Genomic DNA, 23,048 nt, shown 5'->3' with positions numbered 1-23,048 from the left:
TTTAACTTAAGTGGTGAGTTTAAGTGAATTTTAAAAGTTTAACCAAAATACCCACAAATGAAATATTGGAAGGTTCATTTGGAATAGAATGGGAAAGCCTGCGCGCAAATGGGGATGGTGAGTTGTCATTAACACCTCATCCAGAGATATTTGGCGATAAATTTACAAATCCTCTCATCACAACTGATTTTTCAGAAAGCCAGATTGAAATTATCACTCCTGCATTCGACACAATCGATGAGGCATTTTCCACATTTTCACTGTTATCCGATTTGGTTAACTCATCCCTTCCGGAAGACGAGTATCTTTGGTTCCAGTCAATTCCATGCATACTGCCCTATTGGGACAAGATTCCCATAGCGCAATACTCAGAGGAGGGTGAAGCCTCTCAAAAGTACCGTGAGGAACTGGCCAAGAAGTATGGAGTCAAAAAGCAAATGATTTCAGGGGTGCATTTCAACTTTTCATTCAGCGACAACTTTCTTAGGAAACTGCACTATCTTGAAGACCCTGAATTGCCTTTCCAGGAGTTCAAGAATAAGGTTTACCTGAAAATAGCCAGGAATTACCTTAGGTACTGCTGGCTGATTATCTATTTGACCGGATGTTCAATCGGGTCTCATAAAACCTTTTCCAATGAGTGCATTCACCTTATGGATGCCAAGGATGAGTACGGCAGCTATTATTCAACCAAGGGACCTTCATTTAGAAACGCTTCCTGCGGATATAAGAATTTAAAGGATTTGTATCCGTCATATGACTCCGTTGAGGATTTCACCAATGACATCCAGAAGTTTATTGACGATGGGGACCTCTCAGAGGCCAAGGAGCTGTATACTCAAATCAGGCTTAAACCTAAAAATCCAAAGGACATGTTGAATTCCTTGAATCAGGATGGAATCGAGTATATTGAGATAAGGACCCTGGACATCAATCCGTTTTACAAGTGCGGTCTTGTCCTTCATGACATGACATTTCTGCATCTGTTTTTAATCTACATGTACATCAAGGAGGAGTCCGATTATCCGCTTTGGCAGGAAGAGGCCAAGATAAATGAGGAGAATGTTGCCGAAAAGGCATACGTTGACTCAATGAGGCTGTTGAGGGACGGCGAGGAGGTCACCTTAAGAAGTTGGGCCGCCGATATCATAAACGAGATGTATGGAATGTGCGAGGTTTTGGGAATTGACCACATGAAGACATTGAGCATGATGATGAACAGAATTGCAAATCCTGACCTGACATACGGAAAGAGGCTGTTGAAGCTGATTGAGAAGGAAGGATATATCAACGTGCACATGGAACTGTCCAAAAACAATAAGAATGTAAGCATTCTTAATTTGAAGAACATCGGTGAGGTTGATTGTGCAGAGTATGAAAAATATGTCAATATCGCCTTAGTTGGCAAATAATTTTTGCATAAAGTATATATATTAATTTTTCAATAGTTTTAATGGGGATTCAAATATAACAATTGTTAATAAATTTAGGCAATTTATATATAACAGTCTACTTAAAATTAATAATTGTAAATTAATTTAAATTAATTACGGTGAAAAAAATGAATAAAAAGATTACATTTGTTTTAGTGTTGGCACTTGCAGCATTTCTCGTAATGGGTTCTGCCAGTGCAGGTCTCTTTGACTTTTTAGGTGGAGGAGACGACACTGTAAAGATCGGTTATTTACCTTCCGATCACGACGCTGCCTTATTTGTGGCAGACGCACAAGGTTTATATAAAGAAAAAAACATTTCCACTGAACTTGTTCAATTTAACAACGGTGGAGATTTAATGACCGCTATGGCTAGTGGAGACGTCGATGTGGGTTATGTGGGAATTGCTCCTGTGCTGTCCTCAGTATCATCCGGCGTTCCTGTAAAAGTGATTTCCTCCGCTCAAGTAGAAGGTAGTGGAATTATTGTAACTGATGATTCCAATATCAAAAGCGCTCAAGACTTAGCTGGAAAAACTATCGCAACTCCTGGTGAAGCATCCATTCAACACGTATTGCTCTCAGCATACTTAAAAGCTAATGGAATGTCTTTAGATGATGTTAACGAGTCTGCTATGAAAGTTCCATCTATCAACGACGCTTTAAAAACCGGTAACCTTCCTGCAGCTATTACTTTCCAACCTTATGTAAGTCTTGGGGAAACCGATGACAACATTGATGAATTAGTTGATTCATCCGAAATCATGCCAGGACACCCATGTTGTGTTGTTGTAGCATCAGACGACTTCATTAAAAATCATGAAGACACTGCAAAAGATATTGTAGCAATTCATGAAAATGCAACCACTTTCATCAACGAACAAATCAAAGCTAATAAGACTGACGACATAGTCAAATTATTACCTGAAGACATCGTTGCTGACCCTGCTGCTGAAGCTGACTCATTACAAAGCTTCCCATTCATCTTTGGTTTGGATGACACTTACAAAGCAAACGTGGATGCATTCCAACAATTAGAAGTTGACTTAGGAATTTTAAACGAAACAATTTCCCATGAAGATTTATATTGGGAAGCATAGTTGATTCAAACTATGCTTTTATTTTCTTTTTTTTTAAAAACTAGTTTTTTTCGTATTCGGCTCTCAGTTTAGCCATGGCTTTCTTTGTTTTTTCGTCTGAAACCTTTTCGATAACCCTCTGGTTTTCGATTAGTCTGTCCATATACGCCTTTCTTTTTTCATCATCGACAATCTTGTATCTTGAGAAGCTGACAAGCCCCTCAATAAGACCGCTCATTCCACGGTTGTATGCCTGTGCATTTTCATCGTTTATGACGACTTCCCTTATCTTTCCGTCGATGAAGTATATGCTGTTGTCCCCCTTGATTGGGAAATTTTCAGGGGTCTTGGCCTCAACGTTTTCAACATCCACAATAATGTAAGCAGGGGTGTTTTTAATGATGGCTATGTCCTCATCACTGGTGAAATATTCATCGCCTAAGCAATCTAATGTAGCATAGGTGAAAACCAATGGATCTTGTGTAACGTTAACTACATATTCATTAGTATATAGGATATTTTTCAATGTTTTTGACCCTTCGAAGATGTGGCAGTGAACCTTGTCACCACCCAAATAAACAAATGCGAAAGCCGCCGCATTTTTGACTCCATCCCTGCTGACGGTTGTTGTAATGCATTCGTATTGCAAGTCCTTTTCAATACCTAGTTTACTCAAATCAATAGTCATTCAAATCAATTCCTTTAAATTCCTTGGCAATCTTGTTTAGGTTTTCAAACACGTTTAAAAGCGATTTCACCGAACTTTCCAATTCATCGTTGTCGATGCTTTTCAGAGCATCTATGTATTGTGGGAATGCCTGTTTTCCGTTTGCAAAGAACAGGTAATACTCGTTTAAGTTGACCTCATCCTGATTCAAGTCATCGACGATGTCCAAATATATCTTTTGCAAATCCTCATAGCTTTCCTCAAACAAGCTTCTGATTTCCAAAACATCCGCATTGTCCTCCAATTTCTGAAATGCAGTGTTCAATCGGATTATGGAAATGGTATATGATTCCAAATCTATTTCACCATACATAATGTCACCGGGCATGGTTTAAAAAAATAAAAAAAGAGTAATTTCTCAAAATGAGAAATTATAATTTGATTTTAATATCGAGAGCGGATGAACCTTCTTCGTATACGAATATTGGGTTGATGTCCAGCTCGGATATTTCTGGGAAGTCTAAGGTCAATCTGGCTACTCTTTTGATAGCTTCCTTAACCTCTTCAACATCGCAAGGTGCTTCTCCACGGTATCCTTCAAGCAGTTTGGATACTTTGGTTGAAGCAATTTGCTCTTCAATTTCCTGTGAGCTCATTCCTTTTGCAAGGTTGAATGATACGTCCTCAATAAGGTTAACGTAGATTCCGCCCATACCGAATGCGATCATAGGACCGAATTGTTTGTCACGAATCATACCTACAATGACTTCTTCACCGGAATCCATCATTTTTTGCACTTCCACTCCGTCAGGAACGATGTCAGGGTGTGCAGCCTTAGCATTGGCAATGATTTCCTCATATGTTGCCTTTGCCTCTTCGGCGCTGCTGATTCCAACTTTTACACCACCGATATCTGATTTGTGCAGAATCTTGTCGGATGCGATTTTGAGCACGACAGGGAATTCCATTTCTTCTGCAAGTTCAGCTGCTTCATCAGCACTTGTTGATAATTTGATAGGTGCTGCTGAAATTCCGTAAGCTTCAGCTACAGCGTATGCTTCACTACCGAGTAGTGTGTCTCTGCCGTCTGCTTTAACTTTGTCGAAGATCGCTTTAACTGCATCCTTGTCAACGTCATCAATCTTTTCGATTACATCATCGTATTCGCGTTCTTCCAGTCTTGCGAATTTGACCATTGCTTCTAAAGCGGTCACTGCGGTTTCAGGGAATACGTATGTTGGAATACCGTTTTCTCTTAAGGCGTCGTTTGCATCTTCGAAGGATGGTCCTCCCATGTTGACGACAATTACAGGTTTGTCAAATTTGTTTTTCTCTTCGATGATTGCTTCGGCAATTCCATCAGGGTCAGCGGATGCTGTTGGACAGACCATTACGATTAGGCTGTCAACGTCATCATAGCCTAAGACAAGTTCTAATGACTCTTTGTATCTGATTACAGGTGCGTCACCCAATACGTCAATAGGGTTTTTCGCACTTCCTTCTTCAGTAACGCATTCTTTAAGTTTTGCAGTGGTTTCCTCATCAAATTGAACAAGGTTTAAACCGGCTTTTTCCATTGCGTCCACGGTTAAAACTCCTCCACCGCCTGCGTTGGTAATGATAGCTACGTTATCTCCTTTTGGAAGTGGTGCTTTTGAGAATGCCAAACCGAGGTCGAAGAGTTCAGCCATAGTTTCCACACGCATGATTCCTGATTGGTGGAATGCTGTATCGAATGCAAGGTCACTGCCCGCCAATGCTCCTGTGTGTGAGGATGCAGCTGCTGCTCCAGCACTGCTTGAACCGGATTTGAGCACGATAATCGGTTTTTTGTGTGCGGTTTCCCTCATGGTTCTTACAAAGTCATCGTCATCTGAAATGGATTCTAAGTAACAGATGATAACATTGGTCTCATCGTCTTCAGCCAGGTATTGCAATAGCTCGATTTCTGATACTCCGGCCTTGTTTCCTAAACTTATTACTTTACTGAATCCAATTCCGGAGGTTACGCTCCAATCGATAATAGCCACCATCATTGCTCCACTTTGGGAGATGAATGCCATGTTTCCGGTTGGAGGCATCATTTGTGAAAATGATCCATTTAATGGAGTGTGAGAATCGGTTATTCCTAAACTGTTTGGTCCGATAATATTTATACCGTATTCTTCACCGAGTGCAGTTAATTCAGCTTCTAATTTTGCTCCTTCTTCACCCACTTCTTTAAAACCAGCAGTAATAACAACCATGTTTTCTATACCGACTTCACCACATTCCTTAACGGCAGTGTTTACAAATGGGGAAGGAATAGTGATAATCACTAAATCAACTTTTCCAGGTACGTCCTTAATGTTTGGATAAGCGGTTTTTCCAAGAATTTCTCCACCTTTTGGGTTTACCGGATATATTTCTCCCTCGAAACCATCGTTAATGAGGTTATCAACAATGATATATCCTACTTTTCCAGGGGTATTGGAAGCTCCAATAACAGCCACAGATTCAGGTTTAAACATCTTATTGAGATCTTTCATAAGTTTTTCTCCTGTCGTTTTTTGTATATTCATGTTAAATTATCATGATAAATAATTAACAATTAATATAATAATATATAGGTCATGTTATTATTTAAAGATATTGCTTATTCTTTCAAAATTCCTAATATTTTTGTTCTAACTGTTTTAATTGTTTATATTTATTTTTAAAATCAATGAAATCAACGTTTTTTCAAACTTATCATTAAACTATATAATGTATGATAATTAAAAATATATATAAATAATAAATTAATGATATTTTAAGAATTTTAAAATATCAATGTTAGGAGATATTATGAGCTTAATTATCGCTTATGTTGGAAAAAAAGGATGTGTAATGGCGAGTGATAAAAGAAAGATAGGATATTTCGGTGATAAAGAAAATTTAAAAAAATTAGAAGACGAATTATACAGTGGAAAAATTACTGCAGATGAGGATTTCCTGAAAAGGGCGAAGGAACTGGGAATTTCAATAAAGATTACTGACGATGCCAGCAAATTGAAGATAATCGGAAACACCATTCGTGGAGAAGTAAGCACAAAAGGAACATTTGAAACAAGAAGAAGACGTATCTACGGGACCACATCTGGTTACCAGATTATAGAGCTATTGGGATCAGACACACAATCCCGTAAGGCAGGAAAGAACGGAGTCATCATCTTCGGTAATGACTATGCAAAGCGTATGGCTGAAACATTTATTAAAAGAGAATGGAAATCTTCCCAAAGCCTAAGGTACATCGGAGAGATCTTCCAGGGCATAATAGAGGACGTCGCCTCCAAGACACCTACTGTCGGAAAGAATGTCGACGTGATGATTCAGCATCCTGAGTTCAATGAGAGGGAAGCCCAAAAGCATCTGGACATCACAATAGACCATGACATAAAGGTCTTGACCAAGTTCAGACAGGAGCTGACAGAACAGATTGTCCAGCAACAGATTGAGATTGACATGGTCAACAAGATCATGAATGAGGGCACAGTCGGAAAAGTGGTCAATATCGACGACAACATGCTTTTCGTGCAGTTGGACAAGAAGGTTCAGGCTGTTGACGAGAACTGGAAACAGCTTGCGGGCCCAGGCCAAAACGTTTTAATGTTTACAGAAAGTGATAACGTAAAGATAGGAGATAAAGTTGTCATTGAGAATGAAGACCTGTGCCTCAAGAAGGACAAGTCCTCTCTAAAGTGTGATGTAATTTTATGCTCATTATGAATGGGGTTTTTAAATGAAACTTACATTTTTAGGAAGTGGTGGTGGAAGGTTTTCCGCCATCAGCCAGCGAAGAATGACTGGTGGATTCAGAATTGACAACTTGGGTGGCAAGAACTACCATGTTGATCCTGGTCCTGGCGCATTAATCAGAACATACCAGTTCGGATTCGATCCGCGTAATTTGAGTGGGGTCATAGTTTCACATTCCCACACTGACCACTACAACGATGCGGAGATTCTGATTGAGGCAATGACCAAGGGAATGACCAAAAGGACAGGTACAATCATAGGAAGCGAAAGCGTCCTGAAGGGATATGAAAAGTGGGGCCCTTGCATTTCAAACTATCACAAGTCAAAATCAGATAAGTTGGTTTTAAAGCCTGGTTTCACCAACAAACTGGACAACATTACCATTAAGGGTACCAAAACCACTCATGGAGATCCAACAGGCTCAGGATTCCAGATAGACTACAACGGCTTCAAGCTATCCTATACCTCAGATACAGGCTACTTTGATGGTCTGGCAAATGAGCATAAGGGTGCTGACATTCTGATTGCAAGTGTCTTAAGGCCGGGAAACAAGTCCATCAACGGACACATGTGCACACGCAATTTCATCGATTTGATCAATGAGGTCAAGCCGAAGGTTGCGGTCATGACACATTTGGGGCTTAAGATGATTTCAAGCAATCCGGTTACTGAGGCAAAAAAAGTGTCCAAGGTCACTGGCGTCAAGACAATAGCTGCATTTGACGGATTGTCATTCAATGTGAATTACAATAATCCGAAAAGATTCAGGCTGATTTCACTTAAGGATGTCCAGTCATCAATCCACAGTACAAGCCACAATCTCTATGAAAGTGAAAAAAAGAATTCCTATCAGCTGGCTTTCAAGCATCAGGAATTCGATGAATTGTCCATTATCAAGAACAGTAAAAATCAAAATTCCAAGTTTGAAGGATGAATGAATCCTGAACGAATCATATGGTCTGCTAGGATGATTGCAGTGCTGGATTCAGCCACAACGGTCACTCTAGGACATATGCAGGGATCATGTCGTCCCTTAATTTCTATTTTTTTGTTTTCCATCTTTTCAAGGTCAATGCTGTCCTGACATTTGGAAATTGATGGTGTAGGCTTAACGGCAATTCTGGAAACGATAGGCATGCCGTTGCTCATTCCGCCAACGATGCCTCCTGAATTATTTGTTTTTGTTGTAACTTTGCCGTCATCTATTTGATAAGCGTCATTTATTTCAGAGCCGGTATGTGCAGCAACGTCAAATCCGAGGCCAATCTCAACACCTTTAACCGCTCCGATATTCATTAGGATTCTTGCGAGGTCTCCGTCAAGTCTGTCAAAGACAGGTTCTCCAAGTCCTGCAGGAACATTGACTGCAATGGTTTCAACGATTCCTCCAACGGAATCTCCTTCCTCTTTTTTGGATAAAATCAGCTCTTCCATTTCTCCTGCAGCATCAGCATCACCGCAGCGAACAGGATTTTTCTCAATATTCTCCTTGATTGTATTGAAGTCCTGTGGTTTTGCTTTTATGTCTCCGATTTGGACAACATGTGAGACAATCTCAATGTTTTGTGTTTTCAATAGTTTTTTGGCTATGGCTCCTCCAATAACATGTCCGATAGTTATCCTGCCGCTTCCACGGCCGCCGCCATTGTAATCGTAGTTTCCGTATTTCATCATCCAGCCGTAATCCCCATGGGATGGGCGTGGAGTGTTTTTGAACATGGAATAGTCTTTTGAATGTTGGTTTTTATTGAAAATAACTCCTGTGATTGGTGTTCCATCTGTTTTGCCTTCAAATATTCCTGAAAGAATCTGGATCTCGTCGGCTTCCTTTCTAGGTGTGGTCACACCACTTGTGCCAGGTTTTCTTTTATCGAGTTCCTTCTGGATATCTTCGGCAGTCAATTCTAAGTTTGCAGGGCATCCGTCAACAATGGCTCCGACCGCCGGGCCGTGACTTGCTCCGAAACTTGTGATTCTAAATTTTTCTCCTATTGAATTTGACATGTTTGACCTCTTTTGTAAATATATCTTTTAAATCATATTTAAATTTGTAAAAATTTCAAATAAAAACAGTTGCTTTGCAGGTCAAAAAAATGAAAAGGCAGATTGATTTTTCAATCAATCTAAAAATCTATTGTGTCCAACATGGATTCAACGTCTTTAACTTCCATTGTTGAGTTAATTAAGACCAAATGTGATTCATCAATATATGATACCAGTTTGGTGCCGTCTGGGAATTCCATTACACTGTAATTTCCGTCTTCATACATTTTGGTTCCGGCATCCGCTGTAAATGATGGGAAACTTCCGGAATAGTCTTCCTTGTCGGTGTATGAGACTGTAATGCTATTTTTTTCATCAATGTATACTGCTCCACTTTCATATGTGTCGTTCACTTTCTTGAATGATGCATCTTTTGGAACATCCATCTTGAAATGGCCGTCAAAGTCGTGGGTTTGCAAATCAATCGCACTGACTGCGGTTAAGAGAAACATTGCGACGATTGCCAATACCAGTAGATAACTTGTTGTTTTCCTCATTTTAAATCACCTTAATTGATTTTTTGTTGATTTTCAATAATTAAGTTATGTGAAATATTTTTTTTACATCAGATAAGCAATTTCATCATGTGAAAAGTTAAATAATTTTAAAATAAATAAAGTTAATTAAGTGATTATTATGGTTTTTCCAATTACAAGAATGAGAAGATTAAGAAAAAATGCAAAGATAAGAAACATTGTCCGTGAAACTAAGCTTGAAAAAGACGACCTGATTTATCCAATCTACTTTAAAGAGGAGCTCACAGGCATGGAAAAGGAGGAAATCTCTTCCCTTCCAGGAGAATACAGGTATTCTTTAGATAGCGGTGTCGAATTTGCAAAGCAGCTTGAGGCTAAAGGATTGAAATCAATAATTGTATTTGGAATTCCAAAAGAGGACACAAAGGATGAGATTGCAACCCCTGACTATTCCGCAACAGGAATCGTTCAAAAGGCGGTCAGAAGGCTCAAGAAGGAAACCGACCTTGTTGTAATTACAGACGTGTGCCTATGCCAGTACACTTCACACGGCCATTGCGGAATGATTGTTGAAAACGACGATACCGATGACGGCATTGAAATTCTCAATGACGAATCCTTGCCTTACATCGCAAAAGTGGCCCTGTCCCATGCCGAAGCGGGTGCGGACATTGTTGCGCCTTCAGACATGATGGACGGAAGGGTTGGCGCAATCCGTGAGACATTGGATGAAAACGGATTCTACAATGTAATGATAATGTCCTATTCAGCAAAATACGCTTCAGCATTCTATGAGCCGTTCCGTGTGGCTGCATGCTCATCACCACATGCCGGAGACAGGAAATCCTACCAGATGGATCCTGCAAATGCGGTTGAGGCAATCCGTGAATGCGAACTTGACGTAATTGAGGGATGTGACTTCCTGATGGTGAAACCTGCACTTCCATACCTTGATGTTGTCCGCATGGTAAGGGACGAGTTCATGTTGCCGTTGGTTGCATACAACGTAAGTGGGGAATATGCAATGCTCATGGCAGCCATTGAAAAAGGATTTCTAACAGAAAGGGCAATCACCGAATCATTGCTTTCAATAAAAAGAGCTGGAGCAGACTTAATAATCACTAACTTTGCACCATACTTACTTTTGAATGATGTGATAGAATGAAGGCGTCAGAAATTGCAAAAATAGCTCAGATTGCATCAGCACTTGAGGTAAGCGGATATCCTAAACCTGGAAATGTCCACAGGACTCGTGATTATGATGACATGGTCTTTGAGGACTTTGTGATAAGTGGAATAGTAATTGGAGACTCAATACGTGAGGCATGCACTGATGTGGATGTTGAAAACCCTCAATTGGGTAAATACATTCTTCAGGCAGTGGCCGAAACCGACAAGTGGATTAAGAACAACACCAACTTGGGAATTGTCATGATGACAACCCCGATTGCGGTTGCAGCTGCAATCAGTGACTCATTCGATGAGATAAGGGAAAACATCAAGTTGGTCATGGGAAACACTTCAGTTGATGACGCATGCGATTTGTATGATGCAATCAACATTGCAGATGCCGGTGGAATGGGAGATCAGGATGAGTATGACGTTGCAAGCGACAATGCTAAAAACGAACTTAGGCAGAACAACCAGACAATGTATGACGTTTTGAAAATCTCAGCTCCTTGGGATATGCTTGCCCGTGAAATGACCAGCGACATGCCTGCTGTTTTTGAGATAGGATATCCTATCTACCATAAGCTGAAAGAGGAAAAGACCCAAAACGAGGCTTGCCTTTTGACATTCCTGACAATACTGTCACATGTTCCTGATACATTGATTTCAAGAAAATATGGGGATGAGGAAGCCCTTAAAATATCATTGATGACTCGTGACTTGCTTAAAATGAAGGATTCTGATGATTTCATGGAATTGGTTGGCCAATTTGATGATTATCTCTTCAGCAACAAGTATAATCCGGGAACAACTGCGGATTTGACAGCGGCTTCAATTTTTGTAAGTTATCTTAAATCCAATTTTGAATGATTGTTCAGAGAAATTCTCTGAATATGTTTTTTTTAACTTTTTTTGACATATATTTTTTACATTTCAACTATGATTGACCTATAAAAGTATATAACTTTAAATATTTTGCTAAATAGAGTATTATATATCTTAAAATTGAATATTTAAGAGGATAATCAATTGCCTTTTTAATTTTTATAAATTGGAGAGGTAAAAGAAAATTGACTTAATTATAGTCGGCATATGGTAGTTAAATGTAAATCGCACTTCATGATAGTGTATATTTCCTAATGATTTTTGATTAGAATGGATGTTACATATTTGATTTGTCATAGAAGGCCTGAGAGAAGTTTTCATATTAAGGGACACCAATTTCCGGTTTGTGCCAGATGTACAGGATTCTATATCTCAGTTATTCTGTATTGCATATACGCTTTTTTTAATTATATAGATTATTCTATGCAGTTCCTGATTTTTGCAGTGTTGCTATTGATTCCTGCTGCAATCGATGGTTTCACTCAATATTTTGAGCTTAGGGAAAGCAACAATACGTTAAGACTTATTACAGGCTTGTGCGGCGGTTTAGGTTTGATTATTCTGATCAAGGCATTTAAGTTTTATTTTCTTTAGTGTGGAGGAATTTTATGAATAAGGTTATAAAACTTTTGTTTTACAAAACTTATGAAGATAGATTGTCTAAACTTAAAGTAATTTCCTTTGTATGGTTTATTTTTTGCTTTATTGTGTACGCCGTCCAAGGTTCTATTTTAAGGGCGCTTTTCGGCGCATTAATGTGGACAGTTCCTATATTTTCAATAGGTTTGATAATTCGAATATTGTTTGTAGATAAGGATGAGGCTCCTTCTCAGATAGAGGCTCAATCTAATGTAGTGACTGAATCCAGTGTAGAAACTCAACCTAGTGTTGTGACTGAATCTATTGTGGAAGAAGAATCTAGTGTTGAGGCTGAATCTGGTGTTGATGTGGATTCTAGTGTTGAGGCTGAATCTGGTGTTGATGTGGATTCTAGTGTTGAGGCTGAATCTGGTGTTGATGTGGATTCTAGTGTTGAGGCTGAATCTGGTGTTGATGTGGATTCTAGTGCTGTGGAGGAATCTATTGCAGAAGAGGAATCTAGTGCTGAGGATGAATCTAGTGAGGATTCTCAATGATGGATGTGATTACATATGAGTTTAAAGGATTTTAGAGACGATTGGGAAACTTGGAGCAAAGGTAAGAAAATTGTATCAATCATTATTGGATGCTGTATTTTGACTTTAGTCTTTTCAGCCATCTTCGGTATTTTCACACCGGATATGAATACTTATGAGGATAGTGGCGATTTTAACAGTGATCCTGATGCTTTCTTCGAGATAAATGAAGAGGACATTCCGGTTAAAAGTTCTAATATTGACATAACTGACCAGCAAACAAAAAGTAGCTCTTACGCTTATTTCTATGAGAGTACAGGGGAATATGCTGAGGCAGCATATACAACTTACACTGCTGAGGATATCCTGGTTAAAATGGACTTGAGCAAAATCAAATTGACAAACAACAGTGTGACTGAATATTCCGTATTCTTCGGCGATCCTGATGTCTACAATACAACTAATTTGGTTGACGACCTTTCAACACTGATCAAATCTGACGATGTGTCCATATCTTTGGATTGTTATGATAAAAAGGATAATTTCGAACGTTCATATGATCAGAATGATTTGAAGGTTTCAGTGAAAGATGGAATACTGACCTTGAAGTTTTCCGATTCAAGTACTTCCGATTTCCATACCAAATACAGTCATGATGTACACCTTGATCATGCACGTGTAAAAATCAGTGGAGTATTGAACAGCACCGACTATTCTCGTCCGGTAGACTTCTACCTTGTTTCAGAGGATATGCCGATTACAGCACATACATAATGGATAATTTTTAAATTATCCCTTTTTTTTCTTTTCTTTTTTTTAATTTCACTATCACTAAACTAACAATCGTTAGTTTTATATGTCCCATCAATAGAATATTAACTAACAAGCGTTAGTTTTGATATCATGAACAACAAGGAAAAAATTTTTCAAGTCTCAATCGAACTGTTCTCAAAATATGGATTTGATGGGGTGTCTGTCCGTCAGATTGCTGGAGAAGTTGGAATAAAGGAAAGCTCAATATACAATCACTACTCAAGCAAACAGGAGATATTGAATGCCATCTTTGAGTATTACATTGATGAAATGGTCAGCGATGAAATACCTTTGGAGCAGGCAAGCCTGAACCTGGACAAGGGCTTTGACTTTTTCTACAAGGCAGGCTCCGACGCATTCCTCTCCAAGCTTAAGGAAGAGAGGATGATGAAGATAACACGATTGCTTTTCATAGAATCCTATCACAACGATGAAGTGAGGGATTTCCTAAAGAAATCAATAATTGAGGCACCAGTCGAGGGATGGATTTCCCTGTTCAATCTGATGAAGGCGAAAAATCTAATCAGGAAGGATTGCGATGTGCGCCAGCTCTCAGAATCGTTCTTCTACTATGGAATGTTCTTGTTATATGAACATTTCTTCTTGAACTATCCTGAAGACGATGAAAAGTTTCTTGAGGAATTTCTAGTCAAGACCGAAAGGCATGCAAGGACAATTTTCGATTCTGTTAAACTGGGGGATGATTAACATGAGGATTAGGCTTGAAAGTGAAAACGATTACATGGAAGTTGAGGAACTTGTGAGAGACTCCTTCTGGAACGTATATCGTCCGGGAGCATATGAGCATTTCATAGTGCATAATTTGCGTGATGATGAAAGCTTTTTAGAAAATCTGGCATATGTCATCGAAGAAGACGGAAAGATAGTGGGCCATATCAATTATTCAAGAGGCACAATCAGCTATGAAAGCGGAATTGTTCCTGCGGTCGTATTGGGTCCCCTTGCAATCAAGAAAAGCTGTCAAAATCATGGATTGGGCTCAAAGCTGATCGATTACACATTGCAAATAGCTCAAGGCGATGACATTCCATTCGTTCTTGTGATAGGCGATGAGAATTACTACTCAAGATTCGGTTTTGTGAGCGCATCAAAATATGGACTCTACCTGGACGGAACGGATTTGGATGATGAGAACCCCTTTTTCATGATTAGGGTATTTGATGAAAGTAAGGTCAAAAAGGAATTGGGAATATTCAGAAATCCCGATGTCTTTGATGTGGATGACGATGAGGTTGACGAGTTTGACTCTCAATTCGAATATAGGGAAAAGCTGGTTCTTGACACACAGCTTAAGGAGTTATGATTATGAAATATGTTATTATTAATGGTTCACCAAGGCGTAAGAACACCTGGAAAATGGTTGAGCAGGTAAAATCCAATTTAAATGGGGATTTTGAGGAAATACATCTGATGAAGGAAAAGATTCCGTTATGCAACGGATGCTTCAAGTGCATTGTCGAAAGTGAGGAGAAATGTCCCCACAGGGACATAATCAAGCCGATAGTCGACAAGATGATGGATGCCGACGGCATCATCGTTGCCAGTCCGGTCTATGCAATGAACGTGACAGCCCTTCTGAAGAATTTCCTTGACCACACTGCCTATTTCTATCACAGGCCCGAATTCTTCACCAAAAAGGCATTGGTGGTGGTTTCCACTGCGGGGGCAGGCCAGAAGGACGTGGCTAAATACATCGATGAGACCTTAAGGCACTGGGGCGTTAATAAGGTCTATAAGATCACTTACGCCTGCGGAGGAAAGGACTCAATTGATGCAAAGGCCATCAATGAGGTTTCACGGAAGTTCGCAAGGGATGTGGAATCAGGGAAGCTGCACAATCCAAAGCTTGGAGACATTGTATTTTATGACGTTTGGAAAGCCATGGCATGCTCAAACGAACCTATTGAAGCGGATAGGGAGTTTTGGATTAAAAATGACTTGATTAATAATGACTTTGCTCCCGAAATCAAGCTGAATCCTCTGAAGAAGGCATTTTCAAAAATGATGTTTTTCGTTTTAAGCAAATTTATTAAATAGTAAAAGAGATAATAAATATTTTCCAAGGTGATATTATGGTGGATAGGATTGCTTTGGCTCCCTGCAACGGCATGAGCCCCAATGGATTGGTGTCCCGCGTTGCTGTTGGGGACTGCAGAAATGAGAATGATAATGCAATATCCATTTGCATGGGTTCCACTTCAGCCGACATCGAGGGAAAGAATGATGAGATGCTTAAGAAATATCCGATTGTTGCTGTCAATGGATGTCCCAACGGCTGTGTAAACAAGATTCTGGCAAACAAGGGAATCGATGTGGCAGGAACGGTTGCTGTCAATGAAATCCTGGAGGGATTTGATGTATCTGCAAGGGACCCCTTCAGATTGGACAGTGAAGCCGAAGAGTGTGTGAAAATAATCAAGGATGAATTAACCAAAACAATCAATAAAATTTCATGATTGTTTATTTTTTACTTTTTTTTCAAATTTAGCACTATATTTATAAATTAATTTAAACATATATTATCATATTATTAATCTATAAATTATGGTGTTTAAATGAGTGAGGATATTAAAAAAACCATTAGTGAATTACATATCTATGAAAAGAAACTTTTAAAGGAACTGGAAGCAAATCCAGAAGCAACCCCGAGTCAAATTGCTGAAAGTACAGGCATGGACATCAAATCAGTCATGAGTGCGGCAGGGTCACTTGCATCCAAGGACATTATCGAAATGCACAAGGATGTACAGAAAATCTATTCACTGACCTCTGACGGACTTGAATATGCCGAGCATGGACTTCCTGAACGTAGGATATTGGAAGTCTTGGCTGAAAAGAAAGAAATCAGCATGAAAGACTTGTCCAAAGAGGCGGGCATCGATAAAAAAGAGGCAGGAATTGCTCTTGGATGGCTGCGCCAAAAGAACTGGGCTCAAATTGATCAGGGTGTATTGAACATCACCGAGTTGGGTAAGGAATTTGCAGACAAGGCTGGCGTTGACGAAAAGGTTCTGGATTACCTTAAGGCAAATGCAGATGGAGTAAAATTATTCACTGATGATTTATTAGATGGTTTTAAAAAATTGACCGGTAGGAAAAACATTTTAAATGTAAAAAAAGAAACCTCACATTCTTTTAAAATCTTACCGAAAGGTGAAGAAATCCTTAAAATAGGTTTCACCATTAAAGAACAGGCTACACAACTGACTCATGAACACTTAAAGGACGGAGAATGGAAAAGCCTGGAATACCGTCCATATGACATTAATGCAGAAGCACCATTGGTTTTCGCAGGTAAAAAACACCCATTAAGGGAAATCATTGATGAGATTAGGGAAATTTTCCTGAACATGGGTTTTGTTGAGGACAATGGGGAATATGTGGAATCCGCATTCTGGAACTTCGATTCACTTTTCCAGCCACAGGACCATGCAGCCCGTGAAATGCAGGACACATTCTATCTTAAAAATCCGTTGACCTGTGACTTGCCTGACGATGCCCTTGTAAAGCTCACAGCCGAAACTCATGAAACCGGTGCAGATACAGGATCCATCGGTTGGCAATACGACTGGAGTGAGGACATTGCACGCCAAAGCGTCTTAAGGACCCACACCACAGGAATATCCACTAAACACCTCTTCGAGCATGAGCCACCAATCAAGATGTTTTCAGTCGGCAGGGTGTTCAGAAGAGAAACCTTCGATTACAAGCACTTGCCTGAATTCCACCAGGTTGAAGGGCTTGTCTGCGGTGAAGGAATAAGCTATCAAAACCTTTTGGGTACATTAAAAGAGTTCTATAAGAAGCTAGGTTTTGAGGTAAGGTTCCGTCCGGCCTACTTCCCTTACACATACCTGTCCACAGAATCCGAGATTTATCTCGAGGAAAAGGGAAGCTGGATTGAGCTCGGTGGTGCAGGAATGTTCAGGCCAGAGGTATTGAAGCCTTTAGGCATCAACCAGCCTGCACTTGCATTCGGTATGGGTATCGAAAGGCTGGCAATGATCAGATACGATGTTGAAGACATCCGTATGCTTTACAAAAGTGACATCAAGTGGCTTCGTGAAGTCCCTATCGATAGGGGAGTTAGATTATAATGTCCATTAAGCTGGTTTCTTGGAATGTGAACGGCATCAGGGCGGTTTCAAAAAAGGATGAGTTTTGGGACTGGTTTGACAATACCGATGCGGACATTATCAATTTTCAGGAAGTTAGGGCTACCCAGGATAAGATTCCTAAGAAATTGGCTGACATAGATGGATTTCATCAGGCATTCAATGAGGCTGAAAAGAAGGGATACAGTGGAGTCGGAACATACTCCAAAATTGAGCCTGTCGAGGTCGTCAAGGGCCTTGGCGTTGAGGAGCTTGACAGTGAAGGCAGGGTCTTGAGAATAGAGTATCCGGACTTTTTCCTATACAACATTTACTTCCCGAACAGTGGAATGAATGCCAAAAGACTTGATTTTAAGGTTGATTTCTGCAATGCATTGCTGGAACAGCTCGTCGAGCTGAAGGACGAAGGCAAGAACCTTGTCATAACCGGCGATTACAATATTGCACACCATCCTATTGATGTTTACAATCCTAAAAACTGTGAAGGAAAATCAGGCTATCTTCCTGAGGAACGTGCATGGTTGGATGAATTGGAGCAAGCCGGATTTGTTGACACCTTCAGGCTCTTTGATGAGGGCGAAAACAATTTTACATGGTGGAGCTACCGTACCCGTGCCCGTGAAAGGAATGCCGGTTGGAGACTGGACTATTTCTATGTAAATGAGGAAATAAAAAATAATGTAAAATCAGCCGAAATATTGGCTGACATATATGGCTCCGACCACTGTCCGGTAACCTTGGAACTTGAATTTTAGATATTGCCGGCTATAATATGGTGTTGACATCGCCGATATCTTCAACTATTGTGATGTCAAGTTTTTCTCTTTTTATGTATTCTCTGTCCTCTTCTGTAACGTCAGAGTTTACAAGGATGGCTCTCATTCCCGCATTGACTGCACCCAAGGCGTCCGGTTTGAATTTGTTGCCTATCATGACGGATCTTTCGGGATTTCCTTTCATTTTTCTAAGGGCAACATCAAAAATAAGTTTATTAGGTTTTTCCTTGCCCACTTCTTCTGAGGTTATTACCTCATCAAAAAATGAATGTACGTTGAGCCTGACTAGTTTTTCCCATTGTTTGATGGTCAGTCCGTTTGATATGACCGCTAGACGGTATCCCTGACTTTTGAGATATATCAATGTGTCGATGGTTTCAGGGAATGGCCTTAAAAGCGCCATCTTAACGTTGTGGTATGTTATCATTCCAAGTGCCACAAGCATAGGGTCCTCATGGCCCAAAACGACCTGGGTCAGCACATTGAAGTGCTTGCCGTAATTGGATCCCTTTTCACGGATGATTGTCTTTAAAACACCGTATGCCTCATCCTTGTCAAGCGGCAATCCGTTATCGACCATAAGTCCGATAGCTGCTTTTCTTGCGGTTTCGGCAAAATCTGAAGTGTCAAGCAATGTTCCATCTATATCGAAAAAAACTACTTTGTCATCATCATTCTTAATCATATGATGTTTATATATATTTTAAAAATATTTAAATTTTTAGAAAAATGCGTCAAGACTTTGCTGGACTTCACCGGCGGCCATGTCCTCAAGGTCCTTTTTAGTATAGCCGAATGAGTACATGATCCTTTCAACTGCAGGAATCAACTGATTGTTGATGTAGTAGTCCTTGTCGTATTCGTATCCTTCGCTGTATTCGTATGGAACTGCCCTTTGGCTTATTGAGCCTTTTCCCTTAACGATTATGTATTGTATGATGGTTCCTCGGCTCACTCTGATTCCGTGCTCCTCTATTTTTCGGGCGGCCACGACATGCGGTCCTACCTGCTTGTATTGGTTCAATGGCTTGGTTATCTGTGTGTGGATGATGAGCTCCTTCTTGTCAACATCACCTTTCTTAAGTCTTTTTAATACTTTTTTGACTTCCTTGATGGCTTTGTCGGAATCCCCTTCCTTGAGGATTGCCATGAGTATTGCCTCTTGTGTCTTTTTGACAATTGGCGCCCAGTCTCTTCTGACCAGTTCAAGTCCCTTAGCTATGATTTCGCCGTCTTCAATCACGGCATATCTTTTTTTGCTGACAAAGAAGCCTCTTCTGTAGAATCCCTCATATTCCAGTTCCATGCTTTCCGGAAGTGTTGAATTGAGATATGCGAGGAATTTCTGGGCCTGCTCCTTGATTTCAGCCTCAAGAGCCAATTGTTCTTCAGTCTCTACAACCATTTTGACACCTAATTCTACTATATTCTTAGTTGTTATAATATTTTTCTAATGCAATATTTTTCACTGGGAGCAATTTTATTGCTTTAATTGTTAATTATTGTCCTTAAATTTATTCTTATTACTTTCCAAATGCTCTCGGACATTCGTTATATGTTATAAGAGATATACTATGTTTGAGGTTTGATATTATGGAAAAAAGATTGATTTCAAGCTATGACGAAGAAAGTGACACCTTTGTTGGAAAGGTTGTCGGCGAACATGGATACGTTGCGGATTATGGCATTTCCGACGATATCTTTTTAAATATCGATAAGAACAACATGCCAACTTCCGTTTTTGTAAGAAATGCATCAGAGGTTTTCAATGTTTCAGGAAAATCTTTGCAGGACGGCAACGTTAGGATCTGCATCAGCTGCAATGATGAATGCCTGTCATTCAGGATGTTTGTTGAAAACTCTGAAATCTGCTCCTTAAGGCGCAGGAATGATTTCGGCATTCCGAGTTTGCAATATCTAATGGACTGTAACATCTAAGTTACATTCCATTCTATTGCTTAACGTTTAAATATGACTTAATTAAAAATATAAAACGAAGTGATAATATGAAAGATGAAAATGTCAATATTGATTCTGTTGATGAAATAGTTATTGTCGTACCCGAAGAAGCCATCAAGGACGGGGAATTGGAAATAGATTTGGATGAATTGGGAATTGATGTTGAAGAGTTAGGCGAAGACGTTAACATCGTGATTCAAGTTGAAGGCGAAGGAGAACTTGAAGGGGATATCCTGGTAGACGATGATGATGGGGATATGCTCGACGAGCCTAATGAATGGTACTTTGATGATGATCCGTATAATGTAGTTTACTACGAATTCCCTGATGAGGACGATGAGGAGTAGTTGAATGCCACAGGAAATCCCATACTACTCTCTTGACGAGGAAGGCAACTCACAATCCCTCAGTTATGGCGAGGCATACATCGACGATGGAGATTTGAAGGAATTGCTCCTTGAGCTTTTGGGGGATGACGTTTCCCAGGAGGAAATCCAGAAGATTCTTGAAGCCGCATCCGATGAGAATCTGAGCGAAGAGGAATTCGACGAGTTGCTCGATGAATTCATTTTGAAAAATCAACATTGATTTTCTTATTTTTTCTGTAAAAAATAAAACATTTATATATAATGATAAATTAATATTTTATTATCATTATTCTTTAAGGCTCTTTTTTGCTCTCAATAATTAAGCTATTAATAATCTTGCAAATAGCCTAATTGAAAAGAGACTTACAGACAGCGATTATTATATTACATATTATATTTATTTAGGTGAAATAATGGCAATTTCTCAAGGAAAATCAACTAGAAGTCCATCCGGTGCAAGAAATGTTGCAAACCGTGGAAAAAGAAAATCAGAATTAGGAAGAGACCCAGCTGAAACTAGGTTAGATGAAAAAAGATTAAGAAAAATCAGAACCCGTGGTGGAAACGAAAAACTCAGGTTAGCTACCGGCAATAAAATCAACGTTACCGACGCAAACGGTAAAACCAAAGTCGTTGACATTCTCGGAGTAGTTGAAAACACCGCAAACCCTAACTACGTAAGAAGGAACATCATTACCAAAGGTGCTATCGTAGAAACCCCTGAAGGTAATGCTAAAGTAACATCCAGACCTGGTCAAGACGGTGTTATTAACGGAATTTTAATTTAAGGATTCTATCTTTAAATTCTCTTTTTTTATTTTAACTTTTTTTTCATAATTTTATATACTTGTTTTAACAAATACTATTTCATTAATATTATTTTTAATTATAGGAGATAAAATGTCAGAAGATAAAATTAGTATGAATCATGGTGCTGGCGGAGAAGTAATGGCTAATTTGATATCCAGCACAATTTTAGATAATATCACCAAAAAAAGTGTCAATGGTGGTATTAGCTTAGACGCCTTAGATGATGGGGCTTCCATCCCAATGGGAGATTATGAGATTGTAATGACCACTGACGGTCACACAATAGATCCTTTATTCTTCCCTGGTGGGGATATCGGAAGGATTTCCGCCGCTGGAACAATCAACGACGTTTCAGTTATGGGAGCCAAACCGTTGGCTATTTCAAACGCAATCATCATGCAGGAAGGATTTCCGATAGAGGATTTGGATAAAATCATAAAGTCCTTGAACGAGACCTGTGAGGAAGTTGATGTGGCAGTAATTACCGGAGACACAAAGGTAATGCCTCAGGACAAGCTTGACGGCATCGTGATGGTGACAACCGGTATTGGAATAGCGAAAAAAGGCGAAGTAGTTCGTGATTCAGGTCTTGAAGTCGGTGATAAGATAATCGTTACCGGAAGCCTTGGTGACCACGGAATGAGCCTGATGTCATTCAGGGAAGGTTTCGGATTTGACACCGATTTGAAATCAGACGTTGCTCCAATGTGGAATATAATTAAAAGTGCTTTGGAAATTGGTGGAGTTACCGCAATGAAGGATCCTACCCGTGGAGGATTTGCCAATGCAATCAATGAGATGGCATCAAAAGCGGGCGTGGGAGTCGTTCTTGAACAGGAAGCTATTCCAATCAGGGAGGAAGTTCATGCGGTATCTGAAATGTTAGGCATTGACCCATTTGAAGTAGCCAACGAGGGCAAAGTTGTCATGGGCGTTAAGGCAGATAAGGCCGAAGCGGTTCTTGAAGCAATCAAAGGCGAAAAATATGGTGAAAATGCAGCAATAATCGGTGAAGTTGTCGAAGGGGATTATGTTGTTGTAAACACCCCTATTGGTGGTGAAAGGATTCTTGAGGCACCTATAGCGGATCCGGTTCCAAGAGTTTGTTAAGGTGAAAATATGAGTGTTTTTTCAAAAAGAGTTTTTGCTTACATTCTTGACTTTATTGTGGTTTCAGCCCTGATGTGGGTTGTGTCCTATTTCATTTACATGCTTGTCGGTGCAGGCAATGTTCATACAATATATGATTATTTACCTTTCTTTGTTGCTGTCGTGATATTGCTATATTTCATTTTATGTGAGAAATTAGCCGGCGCAAGCATGGGTAAGGCTATAATGAGGCTTGAAGTCAGGTCCAAAAATGGAGCTTATATCTCCTGGCCACAGGCTATTGTACGCAACTTGACTAAGATTTATTGGATTCCAATCATTTTCGATTGGGCAATCGGTAAACTCTTAAAGACAGATAGGGTTTTAAATAACATTACTAGAACTGTTGTAATTGACGTGAGTTAATTACACTTTTTTCTTATTTTTAGAGA

At 39.6% G+C, this 23,048-nt stretch carries 28 protein-coding genes; 21 read left to right on the top strand and 7 right to left on the bottom strand.

From position 1 onward, the window contains the following. The first annotated feature begins 23 nt into the window (after positions 1 to 23). Both MBBTH_RS01450 and MBBTH_RS01445 read left to right on the top strand, forming a co-directional pair. Positions 24 to 1,412, top strand: a complete 1,389-nt coding sequence (locus MBBTH_RS01450; protein WP_116591268.1) for a glutamate--cysteine ligase — start codon at positions 24 to 26, stop codon at positions 1,410 to 1,412. A gap of 149 nt (positions 1,413 to 1,561) precedes the next feature. Next, positions 1,562 to 2,533 carry an ABC transporter substrate-binding protein gene (locus MBBTH_RS01445; RefSeq protein WP_116591267.1) on the top strand — a complete coding sequence of 324 codons (972 nt, stop codon included), beginning with the start codon at positions 1,562 to 1,564 and terminating at the stop codon, positions 2,531 to 2,533. Between the two features lie 40 nt (positions 2,534 to 2,573). On the opposite strand, the gene MBBTH_RS01440 is transcribed toward MBBTH_RS01445, so the two are convergent. The 3 genes from MBBTH_RS01440 to acs are packed head-to-tail and all read right to left on the bottom strand — an operon-like array spanning position 2,574 to position 5,707. Continuing rightward, the gene (locus MBBTH_RS01440; RefSeq protein WP_116591266.1) at positions 2,574 to 3,200 is read right to left on the bottom strand and encodes a DUF447 domain-containing protein; all 627 of its coding nucleotides are present in this window, start codon (positions 3,198 to 3,200) and stop codon (positions 2,574 to 2,576) included. Further along, positions 3,190 to 3,552 carry a hypothetical protein gene (locus MBBTH_RS01435; RefSeq protein WP_243409614.1) on the bottom strand — a complete coding sequence of 121 codons (363 nt, stop codon included), beginning with the start codon at positions 3,550 to 3,552 and terminating at the stop codon, positions 3,190 to 3,192. The genes MBBTH_RS01440 and MBBTH_RS01435 overlap by 11 nt, the downstream gene beginning before the upstream one ends. Before the next feature lie 58 nt (positions 3,553 to 3,610). Beyond that, positions 3,611 to 5,707, bottom strand: a complete 2,097-nt coding sequence (acs, locus tag MBBTH_RS01430; protein WP_116591265.1) for an acetate--CoA ligase alpha subunit — start codon at positions 5,705 to 5,707, stop codon at positions 3,611 to 3,613. Positions 5,708 to 6,005: 298 nt separating this feature from the next. On the opposite strand from acs, the gene MBBTH_RS01425 reads away from it, so the two are divergent. Continuing rightward, positions 6,006 to 6,926, top strand: coding sequence for an MJ0548 connectase family domain-containing protein (locus MBBTH_RS01425; RefSeq protein WP_116591264.1), 921 nt, complete (start codon positions 6,006 to 6,008; stop codon positions 6,924 to 6,926). 13 nt (positions 6,927 to 6,939) lie between these two features. Then, on the top strand, positions 6,940 to 7,890 hold the full coding sequence (locus tag MBBTH_RS01420; protein ID WP_116591263.1) for an MBL fold metallo-hydrolase: 951 nt from the start codon (positions 6,940 to 6,942) through the stop codon (positions 7,888 to 7,890). Here MBBTH_RS01420 and aroC read toward each other — a convergent pair. Both aroC and MBBTH_RS01410 read right to left on the bottom strand, forming a co-directional pair. Next, positions 7,866 to 8,960, bottom strand: coding sequence for a chorismate synthase (aroC, locus tag MBBTH_RS01415; RefSeq protein WP_116591262.1), 1,095 nt, complete (start codon positions 8,958 to 8,960; stop codon positions 7,866 to 7,868). The genes MBBTH_RS01420 and aroC overlap by 25 nt on opposite strands. Before the next feature lie 119 nt (positions 8,961 to 9,079). Next, positions 9,080 to 9,496, bottom strand: a complete 417-nt coding sequence (locus MBBTH_RS01410) for a hypothetical protein (protein WP_116591261.1) — start codon at positions 9,494 to 9,496, stop codon at positions 9,080 to 9,082. Positions 9,497 to 9,635: 139 nt separating this feature from the next. Here MBBTH_RS01410 and hemB point away from each other — a divergent pair, with 139 nt between their 5' ends. The 11 genes from hemB (at position 9,636) to MBBTH_RS01355 (ending at position 18,349) form a co-directional block, all read left to right on the top strand. Next, positions 9,636 to 10,640, top strand: coding sequence for a porphobilinogen synthase (hemB, locus tag MBBTH_RS01405; protein ID WP_116591260.1), 1,005 nt, complete (start codon positions 9,636 to 9,638; stop codon positions 10,638 to 10,640). After that, positions 10,637 to 11,515 carry a triphosphoribosyl-dephospho-CoA synthase gene (locus tag MBBTH_RS01400; RefSeq protein WP_116591259.1) on the top strand — a complete coding sequence of 293 codons (879 nt, stop codon included), beginning with the start codon at positions 10,637 to 10,639 and terminating at the stop codon, positions 11,513 to 11,515. Before hemB ends, MBBTH_RS01400 begins: the two co-directional genes overlap by 4 nt. A gap of 285 nt (positions 11,516 to 11,800) precedes the next feature. Beyond that, positions 11,801 to 12,124 carry a DUF2085 domain-containing protein gene (locus tag MBBTH_RS01395; protein ID WP_116591258.1) on the top strand — a complete coding sequence of 108 codons (324 nt, stop codon included), beginning with the start codon at positions 11,801 to 11,803 and terminating at the stop codon, positions 12,122 to 12,124. Between the two features lie 14 nt (positions 12,125 to 12,138). Further along, positions 12,139 to 12,666, top strand: coding sequence for a hypothetical protein (locus MBBTH_RS01390; protein ID WP_116591257.1), 528 nt, complete (start codon positions 12,139 to 12,141; stop codon positions 12,664 to 12,666). A 15-nt stretch (positions 12,667 to 12,681) separates the two neighbouring features. Then, positions 12,682 to 13,419 (top strand): hypothetical protein, encoded by a 738-nt coding sequence (locus MBBTH_RS01385; protein WP_116591256.1) that lies wholly within the window; start codon positions 12,682 to 12,684, stop codon positions 13,417 to 13,419. Between the two features lie 129 nt (positions 13,420 to 13,548). Next, positions 13,549 to 14,166, top strand: coding sequence for a TetR/AcrR family transcriptional regulator (locus MBBTH_RS01380; protein WP_116591255.1), 618 nt, complete (start codon positions 13,549 to 13,551; stop codon positions 14,164 to 14,166). A gap of 1 nt (position 14,167) precedes the next feature. Further along, entirely contained in the window at positions 14,168 to 14,782 is a 615-nt protein-coding gene (locus MBBTH_RS01375) for a GNAT family N-acetyltransferase (RefSeq protein WP_165814005.1), read from the top strand. A 2-nt stretch (positions 14,783 to 14,784) separates the two neighbouring features. Beyond that, positions 14,785 to 15,516: a flavodoxin family protein gene (locus tag MBBTH_RS01370; protein ID WP_165814004.1), complete on the top strand. Its 732-nt coding sequence runs from the start codon at positions 14,785 to 14,787 to the stop codon at positions 15,514 to 15,516. 35 nt (positions 15,517 to 15,551) lie between these two features. Then, a complete protein-coding gene (locus MBBTH_RS01365) occupies positions 15,552 to 15,935 on the top strand; it encodes a putative zinc-binding protein (protein WP_116591252.1) in 384 nt (127 codons plus the stop codon). Positions 15,936 to 16,034: 99 nt separating this feature from the next. Next, complete coding sequence (gene pheS, locus MBBTH_RS01360; RefSeq protein WP_116591251.1) at positions 16,035 to 17,576, top strand: phenylalanine--tRNA ligase subunit alpha; 1,542 nt, start codon at positions 16,035 to 16,037, stop codon at positions 17,574 to 17,576. After that, positions 17,576 to 18,349 carry an exodeoxyribonuclease III gene (locus tag MBBTH_RS01355; RefSeq protein WP_116591250.1) on the top strand — a complete coding sequence of 258 codons (774 nt, stop codon included), beginning with the start codon at positions 17,576 to 17,578 and terminating at the stop codon, positions 18,347 to 18,349. Before pheS ends, MBBTH_RS01355 begins: the two co-directional genes overlap by 1 nt. A 10-nt stretch (positions 18,350 to 18,359) precedes the next feature. Here the strand turns inward: MBBTH_RS01355 and MBBTH_RS01350 are convergent, their stop codons facing one another. Both MBBTH_RS01350 and MBBTH_RS01345 read right to left on the bottom strand, forming a co-directional pair. Beyond that, positions 18,360 to 19,055: a TIGR02253 family HAD-type hydrolase gene (locus MBBTH_RS01350; protein ID WP_116591249.1), complete on the bottom strand. Its 696-nt coding sequence runs from the start codon at positions 19,053 to 19,055 to the stop codon at positions 18,360 to 18,362. Between the two features lie 36 nt (positions 19,056 to 19,091). Beyond that, positions 19,092 to 19,775: a DNA polymerase domain-containing protein gene (locus MBBTH_RS01345; RefSeq protein WP_116591248.1), complete on the bottom strand. Its 684-nt coding sequence runs from the start codon at positions 19,773 to 19,775 to the stop codon at positions 19,092 to 19,094. A gap of 188 nt (positions 19,776 to 19,963) precedes the next feature. On the opposite strand from MBBTH_RS01345, the gene MBBTH_RS01340 reads away from it, so the two are divergent. From MBBTH_RS01340 to MBBTH_RS01315, 6 genes are all read left to right on the top strand, one after another. Then, positions 19,964 to 20,308 (top strand): hypothetical protein, encoded by a 345-nt coding sequence (locus tag MBBTH_RS01340; RefSeq protein WP_116591247.1) that lies wholly within the window; start codon positions 19,964 to 19,966, stop codon positions 20,306 to 20,308. A 68-nt stretch (positions 20,309 to 20,376) separates the two neighbouring features. After that, positions 20,377 to 20,676: a hypothetical protein gene (locus tag MBBTH_RS01335; protein ID WP_116591246.1), complete on the top strand. Its 300-nt coding sequence runs from the start codon at positions 20,377 to 20,379 to the stop codon at positions 20,674 to 20,676. A 4-nt stretch (positions 20,677 to 20,680) separates the two neighbouring features. Then, on the top strand, positions 20,681 to 20,917 hold the full coding sequence (locus MBBTH_RS01330) for a hypothetical protein (protein ID WP_116591245.1): 237 nt from the start codon (positions 20,681 to 20,683) through the stop codon (positions 20,915 to 20,917). Positions 20,918 to 21,110: 193 nt separating this feature from the next. Next, positions 21,111 to 21,485: a 30S ribosomal protein S8e gene (locus MBBTH_RS01325; protein WP_116591244.1), complete on the top strand. Its 375-nt coding sequence runs from the start codon at positions 21,111 to 21,113 to the stop codon at positions 21,483 to 21,485. A gap of 112 nt (positions 21,486 to 21,597) precedes the next feature. Then, complete coding sequence (gene hypE / locus MBBTH_RS01320) at positions 21,598 to 22,617, top strand: hydrogenase expression/formation protein HypE (protein ID WP_116591243.1); 1,020 nt, start codon at positions 21,598 to 21,600, stop codon at positions 22,615 to 22,617. 9 nt (positions 22,618 to 22,626) lie between these two features. Next, a complete protein-coding gene (locus MBBTH_RS01315) occupies positions 22,627 to 23,022 on the top strand; it encodes an RDD family protein (RefSeq protein ID WP_116591242.1) in 396 nt (131 codons plus the stop codon). Positions 23,023 to 23,048: the final 26 nt, after the last annotated feature.

Source organism: Methanobrevibacter thaueri, from assembly GCF_003111625.1.
GTDB lineage: Archaea > Methanobacteriota > Methanobacteria > Methanobacteriales > Methanobacteriaceae > Methanocatella > Methanocatella thaueri.
The sequence above is the reverse complement of the archived record's forward strand: the minus strand, read 5'-3'. Positions and strand labels throughout refer to the sequence as shown.

Coding starts and splice junctions, on each gene's coding strand:
- MBBTH_RS01400 (WP_116591259.1), top strand. CDS start 10,637: ATGAAGGCGTCAGAAATTGCAAAAATAGCTCAGATTGCATCAGCACTT.
- MBBTH_RS01365 (WP_116591252.1), top strand. CDS start 15,552: ATGGTGGATAGGATTGCTTTGGCTCCCTGCAACGGCATGAGCCCCAAT.
- MBBTH_RS01355 (WP_116591250.1), top strand. CDS start 17,576: ATGTCCATTAAGCTGGTTTCTTGGAATGTGAACGGCATCAGGGCGGTT.
- MBBTH_RS01350 (WP_116591249.1), bottom strand. CDS start 19,055: ATGATTAAGAATGATGATGACAAAGTAGTTTTTTTCGATATAGATGGA.
- MBBTH_RS01420 (WP_116591263.1), top strand. CDS start 6,940: ATGAAACTTACATTTTTAGGAAGTGGTGGTGGAAGGTTTTCCGCCATC.
- pheS (WP_116591251.1), top strand. CDS start 16,035: ATGAGTGAGGATATTAAAAAAACCATTAGTGAATTACATATCTATGAA.
- MBBTH_RS01370 (WP_165814004.1), top strand. CDS start 14,785: ATGAAATATGTTATTATTAATGGTTCACCAAGGCGTAAGAACACCTGG.
- MBBTH_RS01325 (WP_116591244.1), top strand. CDS start 21,111: ATGGCAATTTCTCAAGGAAAATCAACTAGAAGTCCATCCGGTGCAAGA.
- MBBTH_RS01445 (WP_116591267.1), top strand. CDS start 1,562: ATGAATAAAAAGATTACATTTGTTTTAGTGTTGGCACTTGCAGCATTT.
- MBBTH_RS01435 (WP_243409614.1), bottom strand. CDS start 3,552: ATGTATGGTGAAATAGATTTGGAATCATATACCATTTCCATAATCCGA.
- MBBTH_RS01345 (WP_116591248.1), bottom strand. CDS start 19,775: ATGGTTGTAGAGACTGAAGAACAATTGGCTCTTGAGGCTGAAATCAAG.
- hemB (WP_116591260.1), top strand. CDS start 9,636: ATGGTTTTTCCAATTACAAGAATGAGAAGATTAAGAAAAAATGCAAAG.
- MBBTH_RS01380 (WP_116591255.1), top strand. CDS start 13,549: ATGAACAACAAGGAAAAAATTTTTCAAGTCTCAATCGAACTGTTCTCA.
- MBBTH_RS01340 (WP_116591247.1), top strand. CDS start 19,964: ATGGAAAAAAGATTGATTTCAAGCTATGACGAAGAAAGTGACACCTTT.
- MBBTH_RS01390 (WP_116591257.1), top strand. CDS start 12,139: ATGAATAAGGTTATAAAACTTTTGTTTTACAAAACTTATGAAGATAGA.
- MBBTH_RS01395 (WP_116591258.1), top strand. CDS start 11,801: ATGGATGTTACATATTTGATTTGTCATAGAAGGCCTGAGAGAAGTTTT.
- MBBTH_RS01315 (WP_116591242.1), top strand. CDS start 22,627: ATGAGTGTTTTTTCAAAAAGAGTTTTTGCTTACATTCTTGACTTTATT.
- MBBTH_RS01330 (WP_116591245.1), top strand. CDS start 20,681: ATGCCACAGGAAATCCCATACTACTCTCTTGACGAGGAAGGCAACTCA.
- MBBTH_RS01385 (WP_116591256.1), top strand. CDS start 12,682: ATGAGTTTAAAGGATTTTAGAGACGATTGGGAAACTTGGAGCAAAGGT.
- MBBTH_RS01410 (WP_116591261.1), bottom strand. CDS start 9,496: ATGAGGAAAACAACAAGTTATCTACTGGTATTGGCAATCGTCGCAATG.
- MBBTH_RS01375 (WP_165814005.1), top strand. CDS start 14,168: ATGAGGATTAGGCTTGAAAGTGAAAACGATTACATGGAAGTTGAGGAA.
- aroC (WP_116591262.1), bottom strand. CDS start 8,960: ATGTCAAATTCAATAGGAGAAAAATTTAGAATCACAAGTTTCGGAGCA.
- MBBTH_RS01440 (WP_116591266.1), bottom strand. CDS start 3,200: ATGACTATTGATTTGAGTAAACTAGGTATTGAAAAGGACTTGCAATAC.
- MBBTH_RS01335 (WP_116591246.1), top strand. CDS start 20,377: ATGAAAGATGAAAATGTCAATATTGATTCTGTTGATGAAATAGTTATT.
- hypE (WP_116591243.1), top strand. CDS start 21,598: ATGTCAGAAGATAAAATTAGTATGAATCATGGTGCTGGCGGAGAAGTA.
- MBBTH_RS01425 (WP_116591264.1), top strand. CDS start 6,006: ATGAGCTTAATTATCGCTTATGTTGGAAAAAAAGGATGTGTAATGGCG.
- acs (WP_116591265.1), bottom strand. CDS start 5,707: ATGAAAGATCTCAATAAGATGTTTAAACCTGAATCTGTGGCTGTTATT.